Annotated in this window: 20 protein-coding genes; 9 read left to right on the top strand and 11 right to left on the bottom strand. The window is 61.6% G+C overall.

The genetic code is table 11. The features are described from left to right. Nucleotides 1–59 precede the first annotated feature (59 nt). On the bottom strand, nt 60–1250 hold the full coding sequence (locus KUA11_RS06580) for an SMP-30/gluconolactonase/LRE family protein (protein ID WP_217409573.1): 1191 nt from the start codon (nt 1248–1250) through the stop codon (nt 60–62). Nucleotides 1251–1437: 187 nt separating this feature from the next. Here KUA11_RS06580 and KUA11_RS06575 point away from each other — a divergent pair, with 187 nt between their 5' ends. The 4 genes from KUA11_RS06575 to KUA11_RS06560 all read left to right on the top strand — a co-directional run bounded on the left by KUA11_RS06575 (nt 1438) and on the right by KUA11_RS06560 (nt 7118). Then, on the top strand, nt 1438–2850 hold the full coding sequence (locus KUA11_RS06575; protein WP_217409572.1) for an NAD(P)/FAD-dependent oxidoreductase: 1413 nt from the start codon (nt 1438–1440) through the stop codon (nt 2848–2850). After that, nucleotides 2840–4042, top strand: a complete 1203-nt coding sequence (locus KUA11_RS06570) for an NAD(P)/FAD-dependent oxidoreductase (RefSeq protein ID WP_254454735.1) — start codon at nt 2840–2842, stop codon at nt 4040–4042. The genes KUA11_RS06575 and KUA11_RS06570 overlap by 11 nt, the downstream gene beginning before the upstream one ends. Continuing rightward, nucleotides 4042–5481, top strand: a complete 1440-nt coding sequence (locus KUA11_RS06565) for an FGGY family carbohydrate kinase (RefSeq protein ID WP_217409571.1) — start codon at nt 4042–4044, stop codon at nt 5479–5481. Before KUA11_RS06570 ends, KUA11_RS06565 begins: the two co-directional genes overlap by 1 nt. Before the next feature lie 101 nt (nt 5482–5582). Next, nucleotides 5583–7118, top strand: a complete 1536-nt coding sequence (locus KUA11_RS06560; protein WP_217409570.1) for an amino acid permease — start codon at nt 5583–5585, stop codon at nt 7116–7118. A gap of 91 nt (nt 7119–7209) precedes the next feature. Here the strand turns inward: KUA11_RS06560 and KUA11_RS06555 are convergent, their stop codons facing one another. The 6 genes from KUA11_RS06555 to tpiA all read right to left on the bottom strand — a co-directional run bounded on the left by KUA11_RS06555 (nt 7210) and on the right by tpiA (nt 13023). Beyond that, a complete protein-coding gene (locus tag KUA11_RS06555; protein WP_217409569.1) occupies nt 7210–7842 on the bottom strand; it encodes a hypothetical protein in 633 nt (210 codons plus the stop codon). A gap of 106 nt (nt 7843–7948) precedes the next feature. Continuing rightward, a complete protein-coding gene (locus KUA11_RS06550; RefSeq protein ID WP_217409568.1) occupies nt 7949–9211 on the bottom strand; it encodes an AGE family epimerase/isomerase in 1263 nt (420 codons plus the stop codon). An 89-nt stretch (nt 9212–9300) separates the two neighbouring features. After that, nucleotides 9301–10137 (bottom strand): 3-deoxy-8-phosphooctulonate synthase, encoded by an 837-nt coding sequence (gene kdsA / locus KUA11_RS06545; RefSeq protein ID WP_217409567.1) that lies wholly within the window; start codon nt 10135–10137, stop codon nt 9301–9303. Next, a complete protein-coding gene (locus KUA11_RS06540) occupies nt 10127–11764 on the bottom strand; it encodes a CTP synthase (RefSeq protein ID WP_217409566.1) in 1638 nt (545 codons plus the stop codon). Before KUA11_RS06540 ends, kdsA begins: the two co-directional genes overlap by 11 nt. A gap of 126 nt (nt 11765–11890) precedes the next feature. Then, on the bottom strand, nt 11891–12223 hold the full coding sequence (secG, locus tag KUA11_RS06535) for a preprotein translocase subunit SecG (RefSeq protein WP_217409565.1): 333 nt from the start codon (nt 12221–12223) through the stop codon (nt 11891–11893). 50 nt (nt 12224–12273) lie between these two features. Further along, the gene (gene tpiA, locus KUA11_RS06530) at nt 12274–13023 is read right to left on the bottom strand and encodes a triose-phosphate isomerase (RefSeq protein ID WP_217409564.1); all 750 of its coding nucleotides are present in this window, start codon (nt 13021–13023) and stop codon (nt 12274–12276) included. A gap of 226 nt (nt 13024–13249) precedes the next feature. Here tpiA and KUA11_RS06525 point away from each other — a divergent pair, with 226 nt between their 5' ends. The 5 genes from KUA11_RS06525 (at nt 13250) to ppk2 (ending at nt 20642) form a co-directional block, all read left to right on the top strand. Continuing rightward, the gene (locus tag KUA11_RS06525; RefSeq protein WP_217409563.1) at nt 13250–15193 is read left to right on the top strand and encodes a peptidylprolyl isomerase; all 1944 of its coding nucleotides are present in this window, start codon (nt 13250–13252) and stop codon (nt 15191–15193) included. Beyond that, nucleotides 15193–16725, top strand: a complete 1533-nt coding sequence (trpE, locus tag KUA11_RS06520) for an anthranilate synthase component I (RefSeq protein WP_217409727.1) — start codon at nt 15193–15195, stop codon at nt 16723–16725. Before KUA11_RS06525 ends, trpE begins: the two co-directional genes overlap by 1 nt. A 25-nt stretch (nt 16726–16750) precedes the next feature. Further along, nucleotides 16751–17698 carry a glycosyltransferase family 32 protein gene (locus KUA11_RS06515; protein WP_217409562.1) on the top strand — a complete coding sequence of 316 codons (948 nt, stop codon included), beginning with the start codon at nt 16751–16753 and terminating at the stop codon, nt 17696–17698. Between the two features lie 125 nt (nt 17699–17823). Then, nucleotides 17824–19437, top strand: coding sequence for an inorganic phosphate transporter (locus tag KUA11_RS06510; RefSeq protein WP_217409561.1), 1614 nt, complete (start codon nt 17824–17826; stop codon nt 19435–19437). Nucleotides 19438–19766: 329 nt separating this feature from the next. Further along, entirely contained in the window at nt 19767–20642 is an 876-nt protein-coding gene (ppk2, locus tag KUA11_RS06505) for a polyphosphate kinase 2 (RefSeq protein ID WP_217409726.1), read from the top strand. 99 nt (nt 20643–20741) lie between these two features. On the opposite strand, the gene KUA11_RS06500 is transcribed toward ppk2, so the two are convergent. The 4 genes from KUA11_RS06500 to KUA11_RS06485 form a co-directional block, all read right to left on the bottom strand. Then, the gene (locus KUA11_RS06500) at nt 20742–22394 is read right to left on the bottom strand and encodes a carbohydrate porin (protein ID WP_217409560.1); all 1653 of its coding nucleotides are present in this window, start codon (nt 22392–22394) and stop codon (nt 20742–20744) included. 191 nt (nt 22395–22585) lie between these two features. Next, on the bottom strand, nt 22586–23059 hold the full coding sequence (gene ybaK / locus KUA11_RS06495) for a Cys-tRNA(Pro) deacylase (protein ID WP_217409559.1): 474 nt from the start codon (nt 23057–23059) through the stop codon (nt 22586–22588). A 69-nt stretch (nt 23060–23128) separates the two neighbouring features. Continuing rightward, nucleotides 23129–25654 carry an excinuclease ABC subunit UvrA gene (locus tag KUA11_RS06490; RefSeq protein ID WP_217409558.1) on the bottom strand — a complete coding sequence of 842 codons (2526 nt, stop codon included), beginning with the start codon at nt 25652–25654 and terminating at the stop codon, nt 23129–23131. 21 nt (nt 25655–25675) lie between these two features. Continuing rightward, complete coding sequence (locus KUA11_RS06485; RefSeq protein WP_217409557.1) at nt 25676–26464, bottom strand: deaminated glutathione amidase; 789 nt, start codon at nt 26462–26464, stop codon at nt 25676–25678. Between the last annotated feature and the right edge of the window lie 38 nt (nt 26465–26502).

Here is a 26502-nt window from a genome sequence, read left to right as displayed (position 1 = left end):
TTTATAATTTTGTAGAAAACCGTGATCCCTGCATGATGTTTCACTTTGTGAGTAGGGCGTCAGGATAATCCCGCGCCCTGTGTTTCCAGAAGCAGCCGATACAATTCATGGCCGCAGCACATATAGAGTTCGTTGCGCTTCACTCCGCCGAATGTCAGGTTCGAGCAGCCATAGGGCAGGCGGATATGTCCGATCAACTCGCCTGCCGGATTGAAGCAGAACACGCCTGCCAGTCCGAATGGACCGGATGCTCCGCACCAGAGGTTGCCGAAGACATCCGCCCGCATTCCGTCTGGCATCATCTGGTGGTTTTCGAATTTCATGTCAGTGAAGATGCGTCCGTTGCGCGGGCGTCCGTCCACCATGTCGAAAGCGTGGATCATGGGTGAGCCTTTTGTGCCGGTCTGGCCGGGGTCGGGCATGGTCGAAATCACATAAAAGGTTTTCAGATCAGGGGAAAAGCACAGGCCGTTCGGGCTTAGCACCTGATCCTGCGTCAGAACCGCTTCGATTTTTCCGCTGTCTCCATCGACACGAAAGACATGATCGTCCTGTCGCGTGTGACCGGCGAATTGAACGGGCAGTTCGGAGCCGATCTGCCAGCGCAGCTTACCGTCCCGGTTGGCGCGTCCCCCCGGTGCATCGGGGTGTCCTTCGATCAGCGTGTCGCCATAGGCCGGATCGGTAAACCAGATGCTGCCGTCTTGCGGATGCACGATCACATCGTTGGGGGAGTTGAGTGGTTTTCCTTCGAAAGCGTCTGCGACGACGTGACAGCTTCCATCGTGTTCCCATCGGATGACACGGCGCATGTCGTGCTCGCAGGTGATGATGCGGTCTTGTGTGTCCAGTGTGTTGCCGTTGCTGTGGTAGCTTTCGGCGCGATAGAGCGACAGACTGCCCTCTTCACCCATGCGTTCGGGGGGAATGAAGCGATACTGTTCGCTGTGGATCGTGTCGCTGAGCAGCAGAAGACGGGCCTCGCTCAACCAGGTCGGTCCTTCCAGCCAGCCGCCGCCGGTCAGCACCCGTTCGAGGCTGGCGCCGGAGAAAAGAAGATTCTTGAAGGAGGGATCAAGCGCGATGACGTCCGGATCCGGCAGGTAGCCGGTGGGCGCGTGGTTGTCCCATTGGCGGGGCGGATGCGTGGTGACATCCGGTGGAGCTGGGACGGCCGCTCGTGCGTGGGTGCACAGGAGTGCGCCAAGGGTGCCTCCCAAAAATGCGCGCCGGCCTGATGTCGGTGTCATCCTCATCCTCCCTGATACATGATCCGTAACATGAAATAACGTCGATTGGCCGTGTGTGACACGTGGCATCTCGTTTTTCTCATGAGAGGGGCGGATGCTTGATCTTGTTCTGATATAGCAACATGATCGGGTGTGATGAGGATGTCTGCGCGGGTGGCGGGCAGTCCGGCTTTATCAGGATAGGTGCATGACGGGGACAACGGCCGAAGGCCGGATTTACGATGTTGCGATCATCGGCGCAGGCGTGGTGGGCTGCGCTGTCTTTCGGGCCTGCGTGCTCGCGGGCGCGCGGACGGTGTTGCTGGAGAAGGGCGGAGACTTGCTGGAAGGTGCCAGCAAAGCCAACAGCGCCATTTTGCACACGGGTTTTGACGCGACCCCCGACACATTGGAGGCGGCCTGCGTGCAGCGAGGTTATGCCCTGTATCGCGAGATCTGCGAGAGCATGAACCTGTCCGTCCTGAAGACGGGCGCCATGGTCGTGGCGTGGACGGACGAAGATCTCGCGCGCTTTCCGGCCATCATGGACAAGGCGTCCCGCAACGGTGTGCCGGTCCGGGTGCTGGACGCACAGCAGGCGCGGCAGCGTGAACCGGCGCTTTCGGATGACGTGCGCGGTGCGGTGTTGGTGGAGGGGGAGGATCTCATCGACCCCTGGACGGCACCCATGGCCTATGCCCGTCAGGCAATCGCCAACGGTGGGGAGTTGATGCGCAAGGCCCATGTGGAAGGCGGCACGCGGCAGGGGGATGTGTGGCGGCTGGATGTGGCGGGAGAGCCGGCCGTTTCCGCTCGTGTTGTTATCAACTGCGCTGGTAATTACGGGGATCTGGTCGAAGCGATCGCACGGCCCTCTCCGTTCACGATCACGCCACGCAAGGGGCAGTTCGTGGTCTTCGACAAGACCGCTTACGAGTTGTTCCGTACCATCATTCTGCCGGTGCCGACGGCTCTCACCAAAGGTGTGGTGGTGACGCGCACCGTCTTTGGCAATGTGCTGGTGGGGCCGACCGCCGAACCGCAGGACGCACGGGAGTTTCCCACGGTCGATCATGACCATCTGACAAAGCTGCGTGAAGCGGCGTTTCGCATCATCCCTGCTCTGAGCGAGCACGATGTAACGACCACCTATGCCGGTCTGCGGCCCGCCACACAGTTCAGCGATTATCAGATCGAAGCGCTGGATGGGCAGGGATGGATCACGGTGGGAGGCATCCGCTCCACGGGTCTGACGGGAGCGCTGGGCATTGCCGAGCATGTGGTGGGGCTGTACCGCGCGCATTTCGCCGATCCCGCGCCGCTTACGGATGTTGTGGTGCCGCATATGCCCAATCTGGTGGAGGATCTGCCGCGTCCGTGGATGCAGGAGGGACGCGGGCCGATTGCCTGCCATTGCGAACGGGTGACGGAGCGCGAAATCGAGGCGGCGCTGACGGATGCGGTGCTGCCCGCAGGCACACTTGGGGGCTTGCGGCGTCGGACGCGGTGTATGATGGGGCGCTGTCAGGGATTTTACTGCACACGGCGCGTCATAGAACTGGCGCGGACGCATCTGCCGGGGCTTGTGAGTCCGATCGGGGAGGGCCGCCATGATGCATGATGTGCTGATCGTCGGCGCCGGTCCGGCGGGGGTGAATGCCGCGCGCGTGTTGCGCAAAGCAGGTGTGCGCAACATTGCGGTGCTGGAGCGCACGCGCGAGGTGGGTGGCCTGCCGCGGTATTGCGGACATACCGGCTTCGGGATGATGGATTTCGGGCGCGTGTGGCGCGGTCCGCGCTACGCACGCGCTCTGGCGGCCTCCGTGGCGGATGTGCCGGTTCTGATCGACACCACCGTAACGACCATTGAGCCGGGGGGCGTGGTGCATGTCGCCACAGAGCGCGGGCTGGAGACATGGCGGGCGCGGACGATCCTGCTTGCGACCGGTACCCGTGAGACACCGCGTGGACCGCGTCTCGTATCGGGCACGCGGCCGTGGGGCGTGACCACGACGGGCGCGTTTCAGGAAATGGTGATGAAGGGACTGCGTCCGTTCGAGCGTCCTGTGATCGTTGGCACCGAACTGGTGGCGTTTTCCGCTTTGATGACGGCGCGTCATGGTGGCGTGCGACCTGTGGCGATGATCGAGGAAAACGCCCGCATCACCGCCCAGCGACCGGCGGACGTTCTGGCGCGGCTGGTCTATGGCACGCCTGTTCATCTGGAAACGCAGCTGGTGTCCATCCTCGGCGGCGAGAAGGTCGAGGGCGTGGAGATCGAACATGCGGGTGTGCGCCGTGTGCTGCCCTGCGATGGCGTGGTGTTTACCGGCCGGTTCGTGCCGGACGCGATTCTGGCGCGTCTCTCGGGTATTGCGCTGGACAGTGGAACGCATGGGCCCTTGGTGGATTCGACCTTCCGCACGCTGGACCCGCAGGTGTTTGCGGCGGGAAACGTGCTGCGCGCGGTAGAACATTCCGGCATGGCGGCACGGGAAGGGCAGCGTGCCGCCCGGATGATGCTGCGCGCGCTCTTGGGCCGTCTGCCGGATGTGCGTCAGGCGGTGCCGGTCGAGCGTGGAGAGGGAGTGGCGAGTGTGTGGCCCCAGCGTCTGTATCCGGCGCCAAAAGGGCATGTGACGCTGCATGCTCGTGTGACGCAGGTGCGAAAGGGGATGCTGCGTCTGGTCGATGAGCGTGGGCGCGTACTGGTGGAGCGGCGCGTGAATGCCTTGCCGGAGCGCAGGGTGGAACTGCCTCTGCCCGCTTCTCTGCTGGAGGGTGTGGCCGCTCTTCGGGTGGAGGTGGTCTGATGAAAACCTGTCTCGCCATCGATCAGGGCACGACCGGCACCAAGGCGTATCGCATCGGTGCCGACGGCCGCATGGAACTGGTGGGGCGGCGTACGCATCGCCAGATATTGCCTGCGCCCGGCTGGGTGGAACATGACGCGGAGGAGATCCTTCGTCACATCGAGGAACTCATCGCTGACGCCGGACCTGTGGACGCCGTGACGCTGGCCAATCAGGGAGAGACGGTGGTGGCGTGGGACGCGCGGACAGGCGCGCCTATCGGGCCGGCCATCGTGTGGCAGGACACGCGCACGCGCGACGTGGTGACGCGAATGAAAGACGAGGGGCTGGAGCCGGAGGTCATGGTGCGCTCCGGTCTGCCCTTGGACTGTTATTTTTCCGCGTCCCGCCTGCGCTGGTATTTCGATCATCTTCCGCAGGCCCGCGATCTGCACGCGCAGGGACGGCTGCGTCTGGGAACGAGCGACGCTTTCTTTCTCGACCGGCTGTGCGGTGTGTTCGCTACCGACATTACGACCGCCTCGCGGACGTCGCTGATGAATCTGCACACGGGGCAGTGGGATGAGACATTGTGTCGTCTCTTCGGCGTTCCCGTGGATTGCCTGCCCACCATTCGGCCCACGGTGGGGGATTTCGGACGGCTTCGTGCCTCCGGCGTGCCGGTGCGGGTCAGCGTCGTGGATCAGCAGGCGGCGCTGTATGGCCACGGATTGCAAAAGCCCGGCGATGTAAAGATCACTTTCGGCACGGGGGCATTCGCGCTGGCATTGGCGGGCGCGGAGGCGTGTCTGGAGGCGGGCGCTGGAATCCTTCCCACGGTGGCGTGGCAGTTTGCCGGACAACCGGCGATTTACGCACTGGAAGGCGGGGTGCTGACGGCGGGGGCGGCGGTCAACTGGGTGGAGGGGCTTGGTCCCGCGTTCTCCTGTGCCGATCCTGCTTTGCTGGCTGCGTCCTCGGCTGCGGAGAAGGGGGTGTTTTTCCTGCCGGCCTTGCAGGGGCTTGGGTGTCCGTGGTGGGAGCGGGAAGCGCGCGGCAGTTGGGCGGGACTGGGGCTGGATACGCGACCGCAGGATATGGCGCGGGCCGTTTTGGAGGGGATCGCGCTTCGTTCGGTTCAGCTTGTCCAAGCTTTTGCCAGTGCCACGGGGCAGGCGGCGTCACGGGTGTCGGTGGACGGCGGACTGGCGAACAATGCGTGGTTCACCCAGTTTCTTGCGAATTGTCTGAACGTGCCGGTGCATGTGCCGGCGCAGGTGGACGTCACGGCGGCGGGGCTCGGCCGATTCTGGCGGGAGAGCGAAGGGCTCATGCAGGCCGACACTGGGGACGCCGGGTGGAGCGTGATTTCACCCCGTCCGGTGGGGAGAGAAGCCTGCTGGCAGGGGCGATTCGATCATCTCACACGGCAGGCTGTGGAGTGGGCTGCAAAAAGCTGATTGCAACGTTGCGGTTTCGTCATGATAATGACGCCCATCAGGGTCATCATGCCCCGACGACGGCGCATGCAGCCGGGACATGAACAGTAGAGGATCTCTCGATGGAGACCAAAAACCATAACGACGAGGACGCCGGCGTCCTCGCCTCCATGGGTTATGCCCAGGAACTTTCGCGAAGCATGAAGGGCTTCTCGAACTTTGCCATTTCCTTCTCCATCATCTGCATTCTGGCGGGTGGCATCACCTCGTTCCAGCTTGGCTTTTCGTCTCTGGGCGGCTTCGGCGTGGCGGTCGGTTGGATCGTGGGAACGATCTTCGCGGCCATCGTGGCCTGTTCCATGGGACAGATCGCTTCCGCCTATCCCACGGCGGGTGGTCTGTATCACTGGTCGTCCATTCTTGGCGGTCGCGGCTGGGGCTGGGCTACGGCGTGGGTGAACCTGCTGGGCTTGGTCTTCGTGCTCGCCTCGGTGAACGTGGGTGCCTACACGCTGTTCGTGCAGCTCATTCTGGGCAAGATCTTCGGGATGGACGTGTCCGGCTGGGGCTATGGCCATCAGTTGATCGGTGTGGCGATCATCGCGGCCTCACAGGCGCTGTTCAATCATGTGGGCATCAAGATCACCAAGGTTCTGACGGACTTTTCCGGTTACCTGATCCTGTTTGCCGCCATTCTGCTGACGATCATGATGCTGTATTGCGCCCCCGGATTTCATTGGGAGCGGCTGGTCACCATCGTGAACAACACGGGCGCGCCCGGTGGCGATGTGTTCCCGCATTCCGACAGTCTGATCTATGCTTTTTGCCTGTCCCTCATTCTGCCAGCCTATACCATCACTGGTTTCGATGCCTCCGCGCACGTGGCGGAAGAGACCATCGATGCCCGCAATGTCGTGCCGCGCGGCATGATCAACGCCGTGCTGATCTCCGGTATTTTCGGCTTCATCATGGTGTGTTCCTTCGTGCTGGCCATGCCGGATCCGAAGGCCGCTGCCGCTCAGGGTGGAGATGTGTTTTTCAACCTGCTGGGTGAACTCCCTGTGCCGAGCTGGCTGCGCAGTTGCATGTATGTGATGATCGTCGTGGCCAACTACTTGTGCGCACTGGCGGGCATGACTTCCACCTCGCGTATGGTGTTCGCTTTCGGACGTGACGGCGGACTGCCCGGCTCCAAGCTGTGGCGTTATGTCAGCCCCACCTACCGCACGCCGGTTCCGGCCATCTGGCTGGTGGCGTTCCTGTCCTGCGCCGTGACGCTCTATTCCTCCGCTTTTGCGGCACTGGCGGCGGGTTGCGCCATTTTCCTCTATGTCTCCTACGCCATGCCGATCGGTGCGGGGATTCTGGCGGAGCGCAAGCGCGACGTGATGACGGGACCGTTCCGTCTGGGTGCGCTGTCTACGCCGTTTGCGGTCATCACCGTTCTGGGTTCGCTGGGACTGGTGTGGATTGGTGTGCAGCCGCCCAACGATATTCTCATCAGCTACGTGGTGGGGATTGTCGTGGTGCTGTTGGCGGGTTGGTTCCTTGTCGAGAAGAAGCGTTTCAAGGGACCGCCGCTGGGTGGTATGGCGCCGATCGCGACCGACAAGATGCTCGATGAGGAAATCGCTGAAGAGACCGCTGCAAAGGCCTGACGTTTCAAAACTCCGATGCGCGGAAGCGCATCGGAGGACAGGCCCGGTCTGACCTGACGCCCTGTGTCGCTCTCTGCGCCACAGGGCGTTTTCATGTCTGGGGAGAGATCTGCCGGATTGTGTTTTCCACCACCGCATACCACGCTTTGGAGAACTGGTCGGACTTTGCGTAATCGGCGAGTGTGTCGAGATAGCCGACAAGATATCCCTCCGCAGGCTCAACCGTGCCGATGTGGGAAGGGTCGTCCGTTGTGCGAATGACCAGAAGGTGCGCCGGGCCGAGCTGACGCAGCGCGTGGAGAATGTCGCGTTCTGTCTGCGGTGTCAGCCCGGCGTTGTGTTTATAGACGAAAACATTGGCGGGATCGGCGGCTCTGCGCAGCAGTTTGTCCACCAGATAACGGATTTTTCCGAGTTCCTCGCGGTAGAGTTCCTGCCGTTCGGGAAGGTCGTTCACCCATACTTTCTCGCGCGACTTCATGGAGGTGTGGAAGCTGAAGCCATAGGCGCTATCGGTCAGCATGTCATCCCATGAGGGCGTCAGGTTTTCGAAACGGTACAGCGACTGAAAACGGTCGGTCATGGCGGCGATGAGAGTGCGGGGTGGGGAGACAGTCCAGCGAAGCAGGCCGCCGTCTTCGTTGCCGAGAGCGCGCTTTACGAACCCGAACTCGCAATTATCGCCGATGTTCTCGAAACGGGCGATATCTTTCTCGATCGTCATGACGGATCCAACTGTGTGGTGATGCCCATTCTGTCCAGACAGGGATGAGCTTTTATCCGCGCGATGACACCTCAAACCGGTGTCTTCCGCAATGGGACAGGCGGACTTACCCGTGAAGATCGCTCACAGCGGAAGAAAATGCCGGTGAAAGCGGCAGCAGCGGCGTCAGCGTCGCCTGCCACGCGTGGTAAAGATCGGCTTTGCCAGCATAGACGCGCGCGGAAGAGTGGTTGGCCGCGTCCAGTTCCTGTATCCATCCGCCCCGGCGACGGTCAATCATGTGCAAATCGATGAAATCCCAAATCCGGCGATACCATGTCTCGTAACGTGTGTGGCCGGTGCGTTTGAGCAGGGCTGCGGCCGCGGTAAGGGCTTCAGCCTGACACCAGTGCGGTTTGTTCTCCACAATGGGCGTGAGTGTGTCGTCCACGGTGTAGAGCAGACCACCGGTTCCATTGCGTGACCATCCGGCATGGATGCCAGCTTCGAACAGGCCGATGGAATCTTCGAGCAGCCAGTTGGGAGCATGGCCTTCGGTGCGCAGAAGAGCGGCTTCGAGCTTGAGCAGGAGATGCGCCCATTCCACGAAATGTCCTGGTGTCAGGCCGCAGGGACGCAATTCATCCGTGGGGCGGTTTCGGTTGAAGTCGGGCAGATAGGCCCACTCACGGTCGAAATGCTCGCGGACAGCATAGGCGTTCGTGCGGGCAAGTTGATGAATGAAGCGTTCCGTGATGCGAAGTGCCCGATTGCGCCATTCGGGCGCGTCGAGCGCATCCGCGACTGCCATGCAGGTTTCAACCGCGTGCATGTTGGAGTTCGCGCCACGATAATTTTCTTCATCGGTCCAGTTGGGAGCAAAGCTTTCACGAAAAACACCCTCGTCCTCGCTCCAGAAACGGCCCTCCCATATGGCAATGGCATCTGTCAGCAGGTCTGTAGCGCCCCGGACATTGGCAATTTTTGCAGACGAGGCCGCCAGCACGACGAATGTGTGGAGATAGTTCTGTTTGCGTGGGCTCATGTCCGAAGAAGAGGGTTCTGTTTCAAACCAGCCGCCATACTGCGCATCATGAAAGCCCTCCCGCAGAGCCGTTACGCCATGTTCAGCCAGAGGAAGACATCCCGGCAGCCCACGCATGGAAGCAATGGCGTAAACATGGGTGTGACGAGCCGTCAGCATGGCGTCAGGCTGCGCGCCTTCCGACAGGTCTCCGTCATCGTCAAGCGGTCCGAAACCGAGTTTCATGCGCGAGGGCTTGGCGAAGTCCAGCAGTCTCAACCCCTGATGATCGAGCCAGCGACGATGAGTCGTGCTGCGCAACCAGCTTGCGGTCGGCACCATCAGGGAGGGCAGCGGTTCGGTCATGTGGCTCATGCTTTCCGTTTGGGAAGAACATGAGGGAAACGGGAGCTTTTCCCGAAGGTTGCTTCCCCCTTCTTTTCGTGAAGAAGGGGTTAGACTGTCTTTGCCAGCGCGTCGAAGCGTTGCAGGTTGCGGATGAGCGCGGGCATTTCGCGCAGGGGAATCATGTTCGGCCCGTCGCTGGGCGCGCGATCCGGTTCCTCATGCGTCTCGATGAAGACGGCCGCCACGCCAATGGACACCGCCGCACGGGCGAGAATGGGCGCGAACTCGCGCTGTCCGCCCGATGACGTGCCGTGTCCGCCCGGCTGCTGCACGGAATGGGTGGCGTCATAAACCACCGGATAGCCGGTGCTGCCCATGATCGGCAGGGCACGCATGTCGTTGACGAGCGTATTGTAGCCAAAGCTGGTGCCACGCTCGCACAGCAAGATGCGGTCATTGCCGGTGGAGGCAATCTTGGCCGCAACGTGCTGCATGTCCCATGGGGCGAGGAACTGCCCCTTTTTCACATTGATGACGGCTCCTGTTTTTCCCGCCGCCAAAAGAAGGTCGGTCTGGCGGCACAGGAACGCCGGAATCTGGAGCACATCCACAGCTTGTGCGGCAGCGGCGCACTGGTCCGGGGCATGGACGTCCGTTAATACGGGAACACAAAGCTGCTCGCGGATGTCGGAGAGGATCTGAAGACCCTTATCCATGCCGATGCCGCGCTGCGAGCCGATGCTGCTGCGGTTCGCCTTGTCATAGGAGCTTTTGTAGATCAGCCCGATCCCGGCCTCTCCGCAGATTTCGGCCAGAGCCGAGGCCGTGTCCATCGCGTGAGCGGCGGACTCGATCTGGCACGGACCGGCAATCAGGACGAGAGGCAGAGTGTTGCCGATCTCCAGATCGCCCAGCAGGACCGTGCGGGGCGGTTCATTCGCCATGTTCGGCTGCTCTTTTTACTGCGGCGCCGATGAAGCCGGCGAACAGCGGATGCGGCGCGAAGGGGCGCGAGATCAGCTCGGGATGATACTGCACGGCCACGAACCATGGATGGTCGGGATATTCCACGACCTCGGGCAGGATGCCGTCGGGCGACATGCCGGAGAACTTCAGGCCCGCTGCCTCGATCTTTTCACGGTAATGCACGTTCACCTCATAGCGGTGGCGATGCCGCTCGCGGATGGTCGTGGTGCCGTAAATCTCGGCGGCACGAGAGCCTTCCGCCAGCTTGGCGGGGTAACCGCCCAGACGCATGGTGCCGCCCAGTTCGCCGCCTTCACGGCGACGCAGCATCTCGCTGCCGCGCGCCCATTCCGTCATCAGGCCGACCAGCGGCTCGCTGGTGGGACCGAATTCGGTGGAGGAGGCGTCAGGAAGACCGGCCAGATTGCGGGCGCATTCGATGACGGCCATTTGCATGCCGAAACAGATGCCAAGGAACGGAATGCCGTTTTCGCGGGCATAGCGCACGGCTTCGATCTTGCCGCCCGAACCGCGCTCACCGAAGCCGCCGGGTACGAGAATACCGTCCACGTTTTTGAGGCGCTCCAGAGAGGCAGGATTCTTCTCGAAGGCTTCGGCCTCCACCCATTCCAGCTTCACGCGCACATGATTGGCGATGCCGCCGTGCAACAACGCCTCGATCAGCGATTTGTAGCTGTCGAGCATGGCCGTGTATTTGCCGACCACGGCGATGCGTACTTCGCTGTCGGGCTCCCGGATGCCGCGCACGATGGCTTTCCACGCGGAGAGATCCGGCTCCTTGTCGTGGGGAAGGCCGAAATAGTGTAGCACTTCCGTGTCCATGCCCTCGGCATGATAGGACAGCGGACATTCATAGATCGTGTCCACGTCACGCGCGGCAATGACCGCCTGCGGGCGCACGTTGCAGAAATTGGCGATCTTGCGTCGCTCGTTTTCCGGGATCGGACGGTCGCAACGACATAGCAGGATCTGCGGCTGGAGGCCGACGTTCTGGAGTTCCTTGACGGAATGCTGCGTCGGCTTGGTTTTCAGCTCTCCCGCAGAGGGAATCCACGGCAGCAGCGTGAGATGCACCACCATGGTGTTCTCGAAGCCGAGATCGTTGCGGAGCTGGCGGATGGATTCGAGGAAAGGCAGGCTTTCGATATCGCCCACCGTGCCGCCGATCTCCACGAGGCAGAAATCCAGCCCCTCGGTGTCGGCTACCACACGTTCCTTGATGGCATCCGTGATGTGCGGAATGACCTGCACGGTTCCGCCCAGATAGTCGCCACGACGTTCGCGGGCGAGAACCTCGGAATAGACGCGCCCTGTGGTGGTGTTATCCGCGCGCGTGGCGTTGACGCCGGTGAAACGCTCGTAATGGCCGAGGTCGAGATCGGTCTCGGCACCGTCATCGGTGACGAACACTTCACCGTGCTGATACGGGCTCATCGTGCCCGGATCGACGTTGAGATACGGGTCGAGCTTGCGCAGCCTGACCTTGTATCCACGTGCTTGAAGGAGGGCAGCAAGAGCCGCGGATGCGATTCCCTTGCCAAGTGAGGACACCACGCCACCGGTGATGAAAACGAACCGCGTCATGGAAGGGCTACCTACACCGAGGGTAAGGGAAGAGGGAAGGCCAAAATCCCGCAAGAGGAATTTTCACCTGCTGAGTCAGGAGCGCTATGAAAAACCCCGGCGCGGGGGCCGGGGTTGGAGGAGTGTTCAGGGCTGCGATGTTGGCGCGGGAGCGGCAGGTGGTGCCGTGGGCGCCGGTGCCGTCGCAGCCGGAGGAGGTGCCGCCAGAATGTCGTGGTTGGCGCCGCTCACAGCACCCTTGTTGAGCATGGCCAGCGCCAGAGACAGCAGCATGAACGCGGTCGCCAGCACGGCCGTGGTGCGGGTGAGGAGATTGGCCGTGCCACGCCCGGACATGAACGCGCCCATGCCCTGCGACGAGCCGATTCCGAGGCCACCGCCTTCGCTGCGCTGGATCAGCACGACTCCGATCAGGGCCATGGTCACGAGAAGATGGAGGATCAGCAGGACGGTGGTCATGGACTATCCGGTCAAAGGTCGATCAGACCCACATCCGAACCCGGAAGGGCTCAGGCGGCGGGAACGGCGTGAATGATGGAGAGGAACGCATCCGGCTTGAGGCTCGCGCCACCGACCAGAGCGCCACCCACATTCTCGATATCGAGAATGGAGGCAGCGTTGTTCGCATCCACGGAGCCACCATACAGGATGCGCAGCGATTTGCCAGCATCCCCGAACTGGCGCTCCAGTTCAGCGCGAATGAAGGCCACAGTGGTGCGGATGTCCTCAGCGGTTGCGGCAAGGCCGGTGCCGATGGCCCAGACCGGCTCATAGGCCACAACACCCGTGAAGCCATCGGGCAGGGAGCCCTTGATCTGCCAGCCCAGCGTGTCTTCGGTCTCGCCACTCTGGCGCTGGTCTTCCGTCTCGCCAATGCACACGATGGGCGTGAGGCCGGCTTGCGTTGCGGCAAGCACCTTCTCGCGCACCGTCTCGTCCACTTCATTGTAGTCGCGGCGACGCTCGGAATGACCGAGGATGACGTGCGTGGCTCCAACATCGGCCAGCATGGCAGCCGAGATATCGCCCGTGTGTGCGCCCTTGTCGTCCTTGTGGCAATCCTGCGCGCCGAGAGCGATGGGTGTGCCTTTGAGAGCAGGAGCCAGCAGCGCAAGCTGCGTGAAGGGCGGGCAGACCACCACTTCCACGCCGGGCGCGGGGCTGGTGGTCAGGCCCGCGAGAAGCTGCTTCACGCGGTCTGCGGAATCGGCGGTCAGGCCGTTCATCTTCCAGTTGCCGACGATGATGGGCTTGCTCATGGCGTCCGTCTCTCTCCTCGTGATGCGGCCTCATGACCGGGGCCGGTCAGGGCGCGGTCCCCGAATGTCGGAAACACCGCTACTCCATGCAGGCGAGCGGGCGCAAGCACCGCAACGCGCGCCTTCTGGTCAAGCGGGTGCATCGGGAATATGGTGCCGCGCCCGGAACATGGCCCTGCGCGCGTGCTCCGGCTGTCCTTTTTTCTGCTCGCGGACCCGTGCCTGCATGATCTCCTTCCTGCGTCATTTCGTCGTCGATTCCTGGGTGGGACGCATCCTTGCTTTCGTCATCTTCCTCGCATTCGTGGGGTGGGGCGTGGGCGACGTCATCACCAACATGGCCGATGACCCTGCGACTGTGGCGACGGTAGGCACGCAAAAGGTCAGCACGCGCGACTTCGCGGCCGCTCTCCAGCGCGAGATGCCGGCCATGGCGCAGCAGATGGGTGCGCCGGATGTGGCCCATATTCCCGCTATCCTGCGTCAGCAGATGGGCCGCGAGGTGCTTCAGCGGCTGATCGGGCAGGCCGAAGTGCTGGAGGCCGCCAAGACCTACGGTATCGACGTGTCGGATGAGGCCGTGCGCGATGAGGTGTTTTCCATGTCCTACTTCAAGGGCAAGGACGGCAATTTCGACCGCCAGAAGCTCAACGCTATCCTGTCGGCCAACGGTATGACCGAGAAGCGCTTTCTTGGGCTGGTGCATGACGACATCGCCGGGCGCGCCATTCTCGAGCCGCTCGCCATGGGTGTACACACGCCGGATTTTCTGGTGCGTCGGACCTATGCGCATGAGACCGAGACTCGCGTGATCGATCTGCTGCGTGTGCCGTTTGCCGAACAGACCGATCCGGGTACACCTGATGACGCTACGCTGCAGCGCTATTACGCCAACCATCCATGGCTGTTCCAAAGCCCGGAATACCGTCATGCCCGCATCGTGGTGCTTTCGCCCGATACGGTGGCGAAGATGGTGCCCGCGAGCGATGAGGAACTGCACCGGCTCTATGACAGCCAGCGCGAGCGTTTTCATCAGCCGGAACTGCGGAGTGTGGAAGTTGTGACCGCGTCCGATGACATGGCGGCCAATGCCATTGCCACATTGTGGAAGGGCGGCGCGAACTGGAAGCAGGTGCAGGCTGCGGCCAAGGATGCGGCAGCCGTGGCGTTCGATGACGCCCGTCCCAGTTCTTTCCCGTCCGATGCGTTGCGCAAGGCCGTGTTCGACGCCGCGCCCGATGTCGTGTCCGGCCCTGTGAAGACGGAAATGGGTGTGGCCGTCTTCCGGGTGACGAAGGTGACGCCGCCGCGTGAAATCAGCTTCGAGGCGGCGCAACCGACCCTGCGTGACGAAATCACACAGGTGCGTGGACCGTCCATGGTCAGCGCCAATGTGCCAAAACTGCAGGACGCGCTGGCGGGCGGGGGACTGGACTCCATTCCCACCGACCTTGGTGCTGCTGCCGCGGCCGGCTTCCTCGACGCACAAGGGATGACAAAGGAGGGCGAGCCCGCCCCGTTGCCAGCCATGGGTGAACTGCGCGACGCCATCGTCAAGCGCGTGTTCGCGCAGGACAAGGGCGCGCCACCTCAGTTGATGGAAGCGAAAGGGCCAGGTCCGAAGGGCCAGCCGCCTGTGTCCCTCGGCTGGTATGCCGTGTCGGTGGACGAGATCGCGCCTGCGCAGCCGATGTCGTTCGAGACGGCGCATGGGAAAGTGCTGGCAGCGTGGCAGAACGAGATGCGCCATCAGGCGGCGAACCAGCACGCGACACAGTTCTATGTCGCCGCGCAAAACAAAGGTGGGCTGGCGGCTGTCGTGCCTGAGGGCGCTCCTCTGCAGAAAGGTCTGATGGTTTCGCGGGCGCGTCCGCTCGACGCGCTGCCGCGCGATCTGGGCGCGGTGGTGATGCACATGCCGGTCGGGCGGAGCGTGATGGGCGAGGATGACAAGGGGTTCGTGGTGCTCACCGTGACTGCCATCGAACATCCGGACCCGAAGTCGGACAGTCTGGGCATGGCCCGGGTGCGTGACGGTCTGTCGGAGTCCATGGCGTCCGATGTGACGTCTGCCTACATCCATGGGCTGGGCAAGCGCTTCAAGGTGAAGATTCTGCCCGGTGGTGTGAAGGCCGCCATGCAGGACGCTGGCTATGGAGACGATTCATGATGCGGCTCGATACGCTCGATTCTCCATCGCGTGAGGAGTGCGCGGCACTCTGGGAACGAGGTGAAGGGGCGGTTGTCTTCGCTGTGGAGGCGGCCGATCTGCTGACACCGGTTGCGGCCTATATGCGGCTGGCGGCGATGGAAGGCCGGGACGGACGCGACACGCTTTTGCTGGAATCGGTGGAAGGCGGCGCGAGCCGGGGACGTTATTCCGTCATTGCGCTGTGTCCCGATCTCGTGTGGCGCTGTCATGACGGCAAGGCTTCGATCAACCGCCATGCCGCCACGCAGGAGGATGCGTTCGAACCGGTGACGGAGACGCCGCTGGAGAGTCTGCGCAGCCTGATCCGAGCAAGCCGCCTGGCACTTCCCGATGGTCTCCCACCCATGACCGCAGGTGTGTTCGGTTATCTGGGCTATGACATGGTGCGGCAGATGGAGCGTCTGCCAAACGCGCCGACGGACGATCTGGGGCTGCCGGAATCCATTCTCATGCGTCCCGGCCTGTTCGCCATCTTCGATACGGTGACGGATGAGCTGATCCTTGCCACCCCACTTCGTCCCCGTGCGGATCAGACGGCGAATGCAGCGTTCGATGCGGCGCAGGCGCTGATCGCGCGGGCGCGGGCCTGTCTCGCGGCTCCTCTGCATGTCGCTCCGGAGCCGCATGTCGGCGCGCTGGCCGCGCCACGCTCCACCTACACCGAAGCGGAGTTCGAGGATGTGGTGCGCCGCATTCAGGACTACATCGCGGCGGGCGATGCTTTTCAAGTGGTGCCGAGCCAGCGTTTCTCCACGCCATTCGGGCTTTCATCCCTTGCGCTTTACCGTTCCCTGCGCCGGATCAATCCGGCGCCCTTCCTGTTTCATCTGAACTTCGGTGGATTTTCGCTCGTAGGATCGTCGCCCGAGATTCTCGTGCGTTTGCGTGAAGGGATGATGACGGTGCGCCCGCTGGCCGGAACGCGCCCTCGGGGTGCGGATGCGGAAGAAGACCGGCGGCTGGAAGAGGAACTTCTGGCCGACGAGAAAGAGCGGGCCGAGCATCTGATGCTCATCGACCTTGGCCGCAACGATGTCGGGCGCGTGTGCGTGACGGGTTCGGTGAAGGTAACGGAGCGTTTCGTCATCGAGCGGTTCAGTCACGTGATGCACATTTCCTCCAATGTGGAAGGCGTGCTCAAGCCCGAATTGGAGGCACTGGACGCCTTGGTGGCAGCCTTTCCCGCCGGCACATTGACGGGAGCGCCCAAGATCCGCGCGATGGAGATCATCGACGAGGTGGAGCGCACCCGTCGCGCCACCTATGCCGGATGCATCGGTTATTTTGGCGCGGGCGGAGACATGGACACCTGCATCGGGCTGCGCATGGCCGTGGTGAAGGATGGCATGATGCATGTGCAGGCCGGCTGTGGCGTGGTGTCGGACAGCGTGCCCGCGCTGGAATGCGCCGAGACGCGGCACAAGGCGCGCGCGCTGTTTCGGGCGGCGGAAGATGCCGTGCAGCGGGCAGCACGCACCGCCGAAGGTTGAGTTGAGGGGCTGAGGAGAAGCAGCGATGCTATCGAAAAGCGATCTTCGTTTGTGGAAAGACGCGGCGAAGAGCCTGTTTTATGGCATTGCCTCCAAGGAGCGCACAGCGCCTTCCTTCATGGGCTGGACAGACACTCTCGCGACGGGAACGCAGACGCACAGTGAAAGCGCCATTCCGCGTATCGTGTGGATGTATTGGGACGGCGACACGAAGCCGCCGCTGGTCGAGGCGACGATTGCGCGTGTGCGGGCACTTAACCCCGATCACGATGTCCGGCTGCTCGACAACCGCAATGTGCGTGAGCATATCGACGCGCCCTTTCTGGAGCGTCCCGATCTTGCCGCAGCCCTCAAGAGCGATCTGATCCGTCTGGAACTGCTGGCGCAGTATGGCGGTATCTGGGTCGATGCAACCTGCATCTTTCATGAGAGCCTGCAATGGGTGCATGACGCCAGTTGCAGCAATTCCGCCGATCTGGTGGCCTATTACCGGGCGCAGGACACGCAGGATCGACGGTTTCCCATTATTGAGAGCTGGTTTCTCGCCTGCCCGCCGCAGACGACGTTGGTTCAGGTCTGGCGCGACGAATTGCGCAAGGTGCTTACGCTGGGGCGCGATGCGTATTTCCGCTCGCTTGTGGCGCGGCCGGATTATGACACGATCCGTCAGGGGATTGAGCGTCCGGAGTATCTGCTGGTCTATCTGGCCGAGCAGATCGCGCTACGGGAAGCCGGGGCCTCCGCTCTGTTCCTGCGCAAGGCGGAAGATGGCCCCTTTCTCTACCAGATGGCCGTGCGCTGGGACCGTGAACGTATCGCTACACTGCTGTGCCGGCTGGATGCGCCAGTCACGCCGCCGCCCGTTATTAAGCTGACGCACAGCAACCGTTATCTCTTGCCTCTGCTGATCCGTCTGCGTCTTGTGCGCGGCTCCAGCGTTCTGGGACGATTTCTGGAATCGTTGGCGCGATAATTCGTAACAAACAGGGATATGGCGGTGGTTCCCTGATTTCAGCGTCTGTCATAAAACCGTCACTGTGGATTTGCCCGGGCAGGTGCCTAGAAGAGCGCCGGTTTTCATTGCTGGGTGGTTAATCCATGTCAGACACTACAGCGGACAGCGCACCCATCGGGCGTCCGGACATGCGCGGTGGCGAACATCCTGCTTTCAGGCTGTTCTTCTTCGGCGTCATCATGGCGGCTCTTGCGTTCGTGGGTTACAGCGTCATCTCCGACGTCCGCGCCGCGGGCGGTCAGGATGTAGCGATTGGGGCATTCGTTCTTCTCGGACTGGCGTTGCTGATCGCGCTGGGCTTCGAATTCGTCAACGGCTTTCATGACACGGCCAACGCCGTGGCGACGGTCATCTACACCAACAGTCTGCCGCCGCTGGTCGCTGTCGTGTGGTCGGGTATGTGGAATCTGGCTGGCGTGCTCATCTCTTCCGGAGCGGTGGCTTACAGCATCGTCACGCTGCTGCCGGTGGAACTGATCCTTCAGGTGGGAAGCGGCGCGGGACATGCGATGATCTTCGCGTTACTTCTGGCGGCCATCATCTGGAATCTTGCTACCTGGGCGCTGGGTATTCCCAATTCATCGTCTCATGCGCTGGTCGGTTCGATCATGGGCGTGGGTCTGGCCAACCAACTTCTCGCGCCGCATGGCGTGGCGACGCAGGGCGTGGACTGGACACAGGTGACGAAGGTGTTCGAGTCTCTGCTGTTCAGCCCGATCTGCGGCTTTGCACTTTCGGCGGCTCTGCTGGTGCTGATGAAGCTCTTCATCCGCAATCGCAAGCTCTACGAAGCGCCCAAAGGTGATCAGCCGCCCCCGTGGTGGATTCGTGGTCTGCTGATCACCACCTGCACCGGTGTGTCGTTCTTCCATGGTGGCAACGACGGCCAGAAGGGCATGGGTCTGATCATGCTTATCCTTATCGGCGCGGCGCCGACGGCGTATGCGCTGAACCGCGCCATGCCTGAAGACATGACGCCGGGCTTTGTGCAGGCCGCCGATCAGGCCACATCGATCTTTCAGTCTCATGCGGGAACACACGGGACGGTCCCGGATCTGGTCACGGCACGGCAGATCGTTGGTGATGCCCTGCGCACACGCAGTGTGACAGGTCCGGAAGTCTATAGTGCTCTGGCTGTTATTTCCGATGCCGTATCGCGTGACGTGAAGGATTACGGCTCCATCCATTCCGTGCCGTCCGCTGTCGTTCCCAACGTTCGTACCGATATGTATCTTGCCTCCGATGCTATCCGCACCATGAAGTCGGATCCTTCCTTCTCCGCTCAGGATGTGGCCGGTTTGAAGACCTTCATGAAGGATCTCAACGAGGGCACCCGCTTCATCCCGACCTGGGTGAAGGTTGCGGTCGCCGTGGCGCTGGGTCTGGGCACGATGGTGGGCTGGAAGCGCATCGTCATTACCGTGGGCGAGAAGATTGGCAAGACACATCTGACCTACGCTCAGGGTGCTGCGGCCGAGATCGTCGCCATGGGCACGATCGGTCTGGCGGAAGGTTATGGCATGCCGGTCTCCACCACTCACATCCTTTCAGGCGGTGTGGCTGGAACGATGGCAGCCAATGGTTCTGGGCTGCAATGGTCCACCCTGCGCACCATGGGGCTGGCATGGGTCATCACGCTGCCGGCTGCCATGATGATCAGCGGCGTGCTCTACGTTCTGCTGCGTCAGGTGTTCTGACGCCCTCTTTTATAATTGTTCCCGATGACAGCATCATCGGGAACGAGAACGCAAAGGCGTGACAGCTGTCATTGGGCATCCGTCACGCTTTTTTGTGCCATCATCGTGGTTTCATGTCGGTTTTGTGAAACATGAAGACAAAATCGCTTTGTCTCGTGACGATGTCCTGGACGTTCTGGCAGAAAGTGGAGGGCGCATGGCCTCCTGTGGCCGTTTCGCAGAACGGTGCACGGGGTGCCGTGCGTCTTGCGTGTTTCCTGGCGTCGTCGTGATGCCGGGCGGATCGGGAGAGCGCCGTGAACGACCAGTCGTTGCAAAGCCGTGCGGAAATGGACCGTCAGAGTGTGCGCGAGGAAATCCTCGACGATATCGATGAGGAATTTGAACTCGAACTCGACGACCGTCGTCTTGAAGGAGAAAGTACGGGAGAGGCTTCGTTCCGTCGCACCTATTTCCGTGAACTTCTTCGTCTTCAGGGCGAACTTGTGAAGCTGCAGGACTGGGTACAGGACACGGGTGAGAAGGTTGTCATCCTGTTCGAGGGACGCGACGCGGCAGGTAAGGGCGGCGTCATCAAACGCATCACCCAACGCCTCAATCCGCGCACCTGCCGGGTGGCGGCACTTCCGGCTCCGAGCGAGCGCGAGCGCACGCAGTGGTATTTCCAGCGCTATGTCAGCCATCTTCCGGCAGCGGGCGAGATCGTGCTGTTTGATCGAAGCTGGTATAACCGCGCCGGCGTCGAGCGCGTGATGGGTTTCTGCACGGACGATCAGTACGAAGAGTTCTTCCGCTCCGTGCCGGAATTTGAGCGCATGCTGGTGCGCAGTGGCATCCGTCTTGTGAAATACTGGTTCTCCATCACGGATGATGAGCAGGAGCGTCGTTTTCGCGCCCGTATCGAGGATCCGCTGAAGCAGTGGAAACTCAGTCCGATGGATCTCCAGAGCCGTATTCGCTGGGAAGACTACACCAAGGCCAAGGAAGTCATGCTGGAGCGTTCCAGCATCCCCGAAGCGCCGTGGTGGGTCGTGCAGGCCGTGGACAAGAAAAAGGCGCGCCTGAACTGCATTGCGCATCTTCTCTCGCAAATGCCGTATCAGGCGGTGGAGAAGCCGTTGGTGGAACTGCCGCCGCGTGTCTATCACCCGGAATATGAGCGTCAGCCGACGCCGCAGGATATGATCGTTCCTGAAATCTGGTAAAACAAAGCTCTCCGATAATGTGTATCGGAGAGCTTTTCTTTTTCGTCGGAAAGTAGAACCGCTTCCCAACTGTTCGTGGGAAGCGGTTTTCTTATTTCCTCAGAAATTGATGGAAGAATGGAGTCCGAAGATGGCTTCGTCGCGGACGCGGCGGAGATGCGAGGAACCGTAATCCTGCACGCCGCCACCGGGACGCCAGACATACTGGAAGTCCGGCTGGATGACCCACCAGGGCATGACCTGCGCCTGATAGGTCAGTTCGATATGGTTCTCGTTGCGCTGGACGATAGAGCCGGAATTGCGGTCATATTGGCGCTGTCCGTAAGTCGGTCGGCCGATGCCCCAGCCCAGACCCAGCGTGTCGTTGTCACGTCCCTTGAACGGTGCCTTGAGGTTAACGCCGGCATCGACCGCGAAACTGATCAGGTTGCGGTCACCGCCATTGCCCGTGACGCGTGCGAATACGCCCAGAGATTGCGGTGAATCGGCCGAAGGTCGCCAGACCATCTGATCGATGATTCCGTAAACCATCCAGTTGCCACGCTTCCATTTCGGAATGCCTGTCGTGTCGGAGGAACTGCCAAGCGGCTGGCCCATGTTGTTGCGTAGATAGCTGGGGAAGCGTGCGGTGTCGTAATAGCCGCCGAGCTTGTAGACGCCGGGCAGTCCTTCGGTCTTGTGGCCGTGCCCGTCATCGGAGCCACCGATGGAGGTGGCGTATTGCAGTTCAGTGATGAGCAGCGCGCCAGTGCCCATGTTGAAGTTGGCGCCGTTCTCGTTGTTCGTATTCTGATTGGTGGGATCGGCCGAGTTGCCGCCGTTCTGGATGCCGAACGAGTTGTTCTTGTTGCCCGGCGGGTTGTCGTCGGCGGCGGCGAACATGAAGGTGAAGTCGTCGGTGGGACGATAGCGAATGCGCACGGCGGGCGAGGCGAGGGGCCAGGACGGACCGCCTGCGTAGAGATTGACGGACGGCGCCATCGGCCAGCCGAAATTGGAGTTGAGATACAGCGCGCCGTAATCGGAGATCAGGAATTCAGTGTCGAGATCCTGCTGACCGATTTTGATATCGAGTTTATCGTGCAGGAAGGATTGCTGGTACCACAACTCAAACAGGCGCGTGGAACGGTCGGCTTCGAAGCCCGAAGCGGGGTTGAACACACCCAGATGATCCTGCGACATCGAGCGTCCGCGGATCTGCAGCGCGCTGACATTGAACAGACCGCCATGCAGCCCGAACAGCTTCTCGGTGTCGATTTGCAGGGTGGGCATGGTCACGCCGTCATAGGCCGCGCCCGTGCCTGAACCGTGGCCGTCGCCGCCCCAGGCCGCATTGCCGTCCGCCTGTGAAGGTGTGCCGCCGGTAGCGTTGCCCCACAGTTCGTCCACTTCCTGAATGTCGATGGTGATGCCGTGCTTTGCCAGCCATGAACGTGCCCCCCACGGGTCGCCCAGCAGCTTGTCGGAGGCGTCGAAATCATCCTTGTTATCAGCGCTATCGGCCTTGGGTGGTTCGGCAGCGGCCATGGACTCCCGCACCGTGGCCGGGTCGGTTTGGTTGATCAGCGGCGTCGAGTTTCCAAGGCGGGCCCGGTCCTGTGCGATCTGCGACTGTGGAAGACCGTCCGCGCGCGCCGCACTGCTCCACCCCAGAAACAGGGCCGACGTGCATAGGCCTGTGAGGAGGCCACTTCTCCAGTTCGTCGTAAGATGGCGACGCTTGGAGGCAGGAGCCGGGAAGGGAGACGCCATGAAGCAAGAGCCTTGTATCGAGTTGTTGCGAGTGAGTGTCAGTTGCGCAATGTGATGGAAACAATCTCTTTGTGCTATGAAAAATTTGCATTTGTGTCATGCGATTGAGTGAATCGATAAATGACAAGAGCCGCACCCTTCAGAAAAGGGGCGGCCCGGATAGAGTGTACGTAAGGAAAAACAAAGACTATTTAGCCTGCAGAGATGAGGCCGACCTTGGCGTCCACGGCGCGCTGGGCATCTGCGGGTGCGATTTTCACCACCAGACCCCGGTCGCCTGCGTTCACATAGATATGGTCCAGCTTCATGGCCTGCTCGGCAATGACAACCGGAGCCTGTTCCGTCTGACCGAAGGGGCTGATGCCGCCGACCTGAAAGCCCGTCATGGTCTGTGCCTCTTCGGGGGCAATCATACGGGCGTTCCGACCGCCGAAAAGCGCTGCCAGCGCCTTGAGATCGAGCTTGTGGTTGGAAGGGATAATGACGCACACAGGCTGTTTGCGATCGACCTTGACCATCAGGGTCTTGAGCACGGCTTCCGGGTTCTCTCCGATGGCCTGAGCCGCCTGCAGGCCGATCTTTCCTCCATCCGGTGCGTATTCATAAGCATGCACCGAAAATGGAATGCCTTTCCGGGTGAGAAACTCGGTTGCTTTCGTGGTCATGGCGATATCCTTTCGGAGCGCATCCTATGTGCGGTGCATTTTCGCGCAATACTAAAGCGGCACTGAATGTCATTTTGTTCTGAAATACTGCGCAAGGAATGGAGCGGTGGCGCTGTTGGGTGCCTGTGCCACCTCTTCTGGGGTGCCCTGTGCCACGATCTGTCCGCCATGGCTTCCCGCGCCGGGGCCAAGATCGATGACCCAGTCTCCCCGTGCCACCAGTCGCATGTCATGTTCGGCGACGATCACGGTGTTGCCGTTGTTCACCAGTTCCTGAAGATGGCCCATCAGACGATCTGCGTCCGAGGGATGCAGCCCGGTTGTGGGTTCGTCGAGTATGTAGAGCGTGTGTCCGCGTCGTTGTTTTTGAAGTTCGGTTGCCAGTTTGATGCGTTGGGCTTCGCCTCCTGAAAGTTCGGTGGCGGACTGGCCGAGTGTGAGGTGGCCGAGACCGCTCCGTTTCAGGGTGGTGAGGCACTGTGCCGGTCCGGCATCGTCGGCGAAAAAATCGCAGGCTTCATCGACGTTCATGTTGAGGATATCGGAAATGGACTTTCCACGCCATGTGACTTCGAGAATCTCGGCCTTATAGCGTGTGCCATGACAGGCGGTGCAGGGCGCGTACACGCTGGGCAGGAACAGAAGCTCCACCATTGTCGATCCGGCGCCTTCGCAGACGGGGCAACGTCCTTTGGGCAGGTTGAAGGAAAAATATCCTGCATCGAGGTGACGTTTTTTCGCCAGATCGGTTGAGGCATACAGTTTGCGGATGGTGTCGAAAAGCCCTGTATAGGTCGCAAGATTTGAGCGTGGTGTGCGGCCGATGGGCTTCTGGTCAATGACCACCAGACGGCGAATGGATTCCAGTCCTTCGGTTACGTGTCCTTGCGGTTCGGCGGTCGGATCGGCCGCCATCAGGGCCGTTTCCTCTTCCTCCTGTTCCGGAAGCGCCTGCCCGAGAGCGCGGGCTACCACTGTTGTGAGAATCTGGCTGACAAGCGAAGATTTTCCAGAACCGGAGACACCTGTGACGGAGGTGAAGGTGCCCAGCGGAAAGGATGCCGACAGACCGTCGATATTGTTCCAGCGCAGATCGCTCAGACGCAGCCAGCCCGATGGCGCGCGGGGGGAGGGGGTTGGATGTGTATTGTTGCTTCCAAATACATAGTCCCGTGTGCGGGAGGCCGAAATGTCCTTCAGTCCGTCCAACGGCCCGGAATAGAGCACCTCACCGCCTCGGACACCGGCTTGCGGGCCGACATCCACCACCCATTGAGCGTTGCGGATGATATCGAGATTATGCTCGACCAGAAAAAGCGAATTGCCCGCATCGCGCAGGCTGTGAAGCGCCCGCAGAAGCGCCTGTGTGTCGGCGGGATGCAGCCCGGAAGATGGCTCATCCAACACATAGACCACGCCGAAGAGATTTGAATAAATCTGTGTGCCCAGCCGCAGGCGTTGATATTCGCCAGGAGAAAGGGTCTGCACGGCGCGGTCCATTTGGAGATAGCCCAGACCCAGTTCCTGCAAGACGCCGATACGCGCGATCATGTCGTCCACGATGCGGCGTGCCGCAATGGCCGTGGCTGTCTGGGGAGCGGTTGTGCTAACAGTGTCGGTCAGAGCCCGGGCAATGTCTTCCAGCGGCAGCGCTGTCATGGCCGCGATGTTGCGGCCCCCGAACGTGACCCGTAATGCGTCCGCGTTAAGGCGCTGACCGTGACATTCCGGACAGTCCGTTACGGTCATGAACGCCTCGACCCGTCGCCGCATCATAGCGCTTTTCGAGTTTGCGAAGGTGTGGAGGATGTAGCGTCGCGCGCCGGTGAAGGTGCCTTGATAGGACGGCTCCAGCCCCTGCGCGATGGCGCGTTTTACCTGCGCGTGGGTGAGGCCTGGATAGACAGGGTAGGTCGGTGTTTCATCCGTGAAGAGAATCCAGTCGCGTGTCTTTTTTGGAAGATCGCGCCACGGACAATCCACATTCACCCCCATGGTGATGAGGATATCGCGCAGGTTCTGTCCCTGCCACGCCGTGGGCCATGAGGCGACGGCGCGTTCGCGGATGGACAGGTTGGGGTCCGGCACCATGCTGGCTTCCGTCACCTCATGGATCCGGCCAAGGCCATGACAGCGCGAGCAGGCGCCCATCGGCGTGTTGGGGGAGAAGGATTCGGCTTCCAGCCGTGCCAGACCGGTGGGATAGGTACCAGCGCGGGAGTAGAGCATCCGCAAAAGGTTCGACAAGGTGGTGATGCTGCCCACCGAGGAGCGGCCCGAACTGCCGCCGCGCTGCTGCTGGAGGGCGATGGCGGGCGGAAGACCGTCCACAATGTCCACTTCCGGCACTGGCATCTGCTGGAACAGGCGGCGCGCATAGGGCGAGACGGATTCGAGATAGCGCCTCTGGGCCTCGGCATAGAGCGTGCCGAAGGCGAGCGAGGATTTGCCGGAGCCGGACACGCCGGTAAAGACCACCAACTGGTCCCGAGGGACGTCCACCGCCACATCTTTGAGATTGTGCTCCCGTGCTCCGCGCACATGAACGAAGCCATCGTCACGGGTGGAGGCGTCAGATGTCGGCAAGTGGTCCATCAGGGACTCCGTAGGGGAAAATCAGGAGAGTTCGGGATCGCGAAAGCGGCGGTTGGCCAGCACGGGAAGAACCTTGCGCGTGGCGCGGATGCGCTCGGGATCGACTTCGGCAAAGAGGAGGTCCGGCTCGCTGCCCGTCCGGGCAACGGCCACGCCAAGCGGATCGACCAGCATGCTGCACCCGATATTGCGCGGTCCGCATTCACCTACGGCCGCGACATAACAGGTGTTTTCCAGAGCGCGGGCGGTGACCATCACCTGCCAGTGCCATTCCTTGCCGGGGCCGCGCACCCAGGCGGCGGGACAGGTGAGCAAGTCCGCGCCGCGTACGGCGAGCGCACGGGCAAGTTCGGGAAAACGCACATCGTAGCAGGTCATGAGGCCGACGCGCAGATCACCGATTTCCAGAATGGGCGGGAGTTCGGCTCCGCAAAGATAGGTGTCGGACTCTTTCATGTTGAAGGCGTCGTAGAGGTGCAGCTTGCAGTAACAGGCGATGACGCCGGAGGCGTTGATGGCGATCTGGCAGTTATGGGTCATCTGCTGTTCCGCCGGGGTGGCGACGCAGCAGATGACGGTCAGTTCTGTCCCAGCGAGTGCGGCTACCAGCCCTGTCACAAACGGTCCGTCGAGTGACTGGGCTGTGCGTACAGTGATGCCGGGATCATTCATGTCAGCGGCGATGATGCTCTCGGGCAGCACGAGCAGCTTGGCTTCTTCCGCCACGCTGCGGCCGATAAGCGCCACGCATTGTTCAAGATTGGTGTTCCAGTCGGGGGCGACAGCAAACTGACCGAGTGCGATTTTCATGAAAGGCTCCCTGATCCCGCGATAGGCATCCTATGGCA

Origin of the sequence: Acetobacter estunensis, from assembly GCF_019083805.1 — a bacterium.
GTDB lineage: Bacteria > Pseudomonadota > Alphaproteobacteria > Acetobacterales > Acetobacteraceae > Acetobacter > Acetobacter estunensis_A.
The sequence above is the reverse complement of the archived record's forward strand: the minus strand, read 5'-3'. Positions and strand labels throughout refer to the sequence as shown.

Coding starts and splice junctions, on each gene's coding strand:
- KUA11_RS06580 (WP_217409573.1), bottom strand. CDS start 1,250: ATGACACCGACATCAGGCCGGCGCGCATTTTTGGGAGGCACCCTTGGC.
- KUA11_RS06575 (WP_217409572.1), top strand. CDS start 1,438: ATGACGGGGACAACGGCCGAAGGCCGGATTTACGATGTTGCGATCATC.
- KUA11_RS06570 (WP_254454735.1), top strand. CDS start 2,840: ATGATGCATGATGTGCTGATCGTCGGCGCCGGTCCGGCGGGGGTGAAT.
- KUA11_RS06565 (WP_217409571.1), top strand. CDS start 4,042: ATGAAAACCTGTCTCGCCATCGATCAGGGCACGACCGGCACCAAGGCG.
- KUA11_RS06560 (WP_217409570.1), top strand. CDS start 5,583: ATGGAGACCAAAAACCATAACGACGAGGACGCCGGCGTCCTCGCCTCC.
- KUA11_RS06555 (WP_217409569.1), bottom strand. CDS start 7,842: ATGACGATCGAGAAAGATATCGCCCGTTTCGAGAACATCGGCGATAAT.
- KUA11_RS06550 (WP_217409568.1), bottom strand. CDS start 9,211: ATGACCGAACCGCTGCCCTCCCTGATGGTGCCGACCGCAAGCTGGTTG.
- kdsA (WP_217409567.1), bottom strand. CDS start 10,137: ATGGCGAATGAACCGCCCCGCACGGTCCTGCTGGGCGATCTGGAGATC.
- KUA11_RS06540 (WP_217409566.1), bottom strand. CDS start 11,764: ATGACGCGGTTCGTTTTCATCACCGGTGGCGTGGTGTCCTCACTTGGC.
- secG (WP_217409565.1), bottom strand. CDS start 12,223: ATGACCACCGTCCTGCTGATCCTCCATCTTCTCGTGACCATGGCCCTG.
- tpiA (WP_217409564.1), bottom strand. CDS start 13,023: ATGAGCAAGCCCATCATCGTCGGCAACTGGAAGATGAACGGCCTGACC.
- KUA11_RS06525 (WP_217409563.1), top strand. CDS start 13,250: ATGATCTCCTTCCTGCGTCATTTCGTCGTCGATTCCTGGGTGGGACGC.
- trpE (WP_217409727.1), top strand. CDS start 15,193: ATGCGGCTCGATACGCTCGATTCTCCATCGCGTGAGGAGTGCGCGGCA.
- KUA11_RS06515 (WP_217409562.1), top strand. CDS start 16,751: ATGCTATCGAAAAGCGATCTTCGTTTGTGGAAAGACGCGGCGAAGAGC.
- KUA11_RS06510 (WP_217409561.1), top strand. CDS start 17,824: ATGTCAGACACTACAGCGGACAGCGCACCCATCGGGCGTCCGGACATG.
- ppk2 (WP_217409726.1), top strand. CDS start 19,767: ATGGACCGTCAGAGTGTGCGCGAGGAAATCCTCGACGATATCGATGAG.
- KUA11_RS06500 (WP_217409560.1), bottom strand. CDS start 22,394: ATGGCGTCTCCCTTCCCGGCTCCTGCCTCCAAGCGTCGCCATCTTACG.
- ybaK (WP_217409559.1), bottom strand. CDS start 23,059: ATGACCACGAAAGCAACCGAGTTTCTCACCCGGAAAGGCATTCCATTT.
- KUA11_RS06490 (WP_217409558.1), bottom strand. CDS start 25,654: ATGGACCACTTGCCGACATCTGACGCCTCCACCCGTGACGATGGCTTC.
- KUA11_RS06485 (WP_217409557.1), bottom strand. CDS start 26,464: ATGAAAATCGCACTCGGTCAGTTTGCTGTCGCCCCCGACTGGAACACC.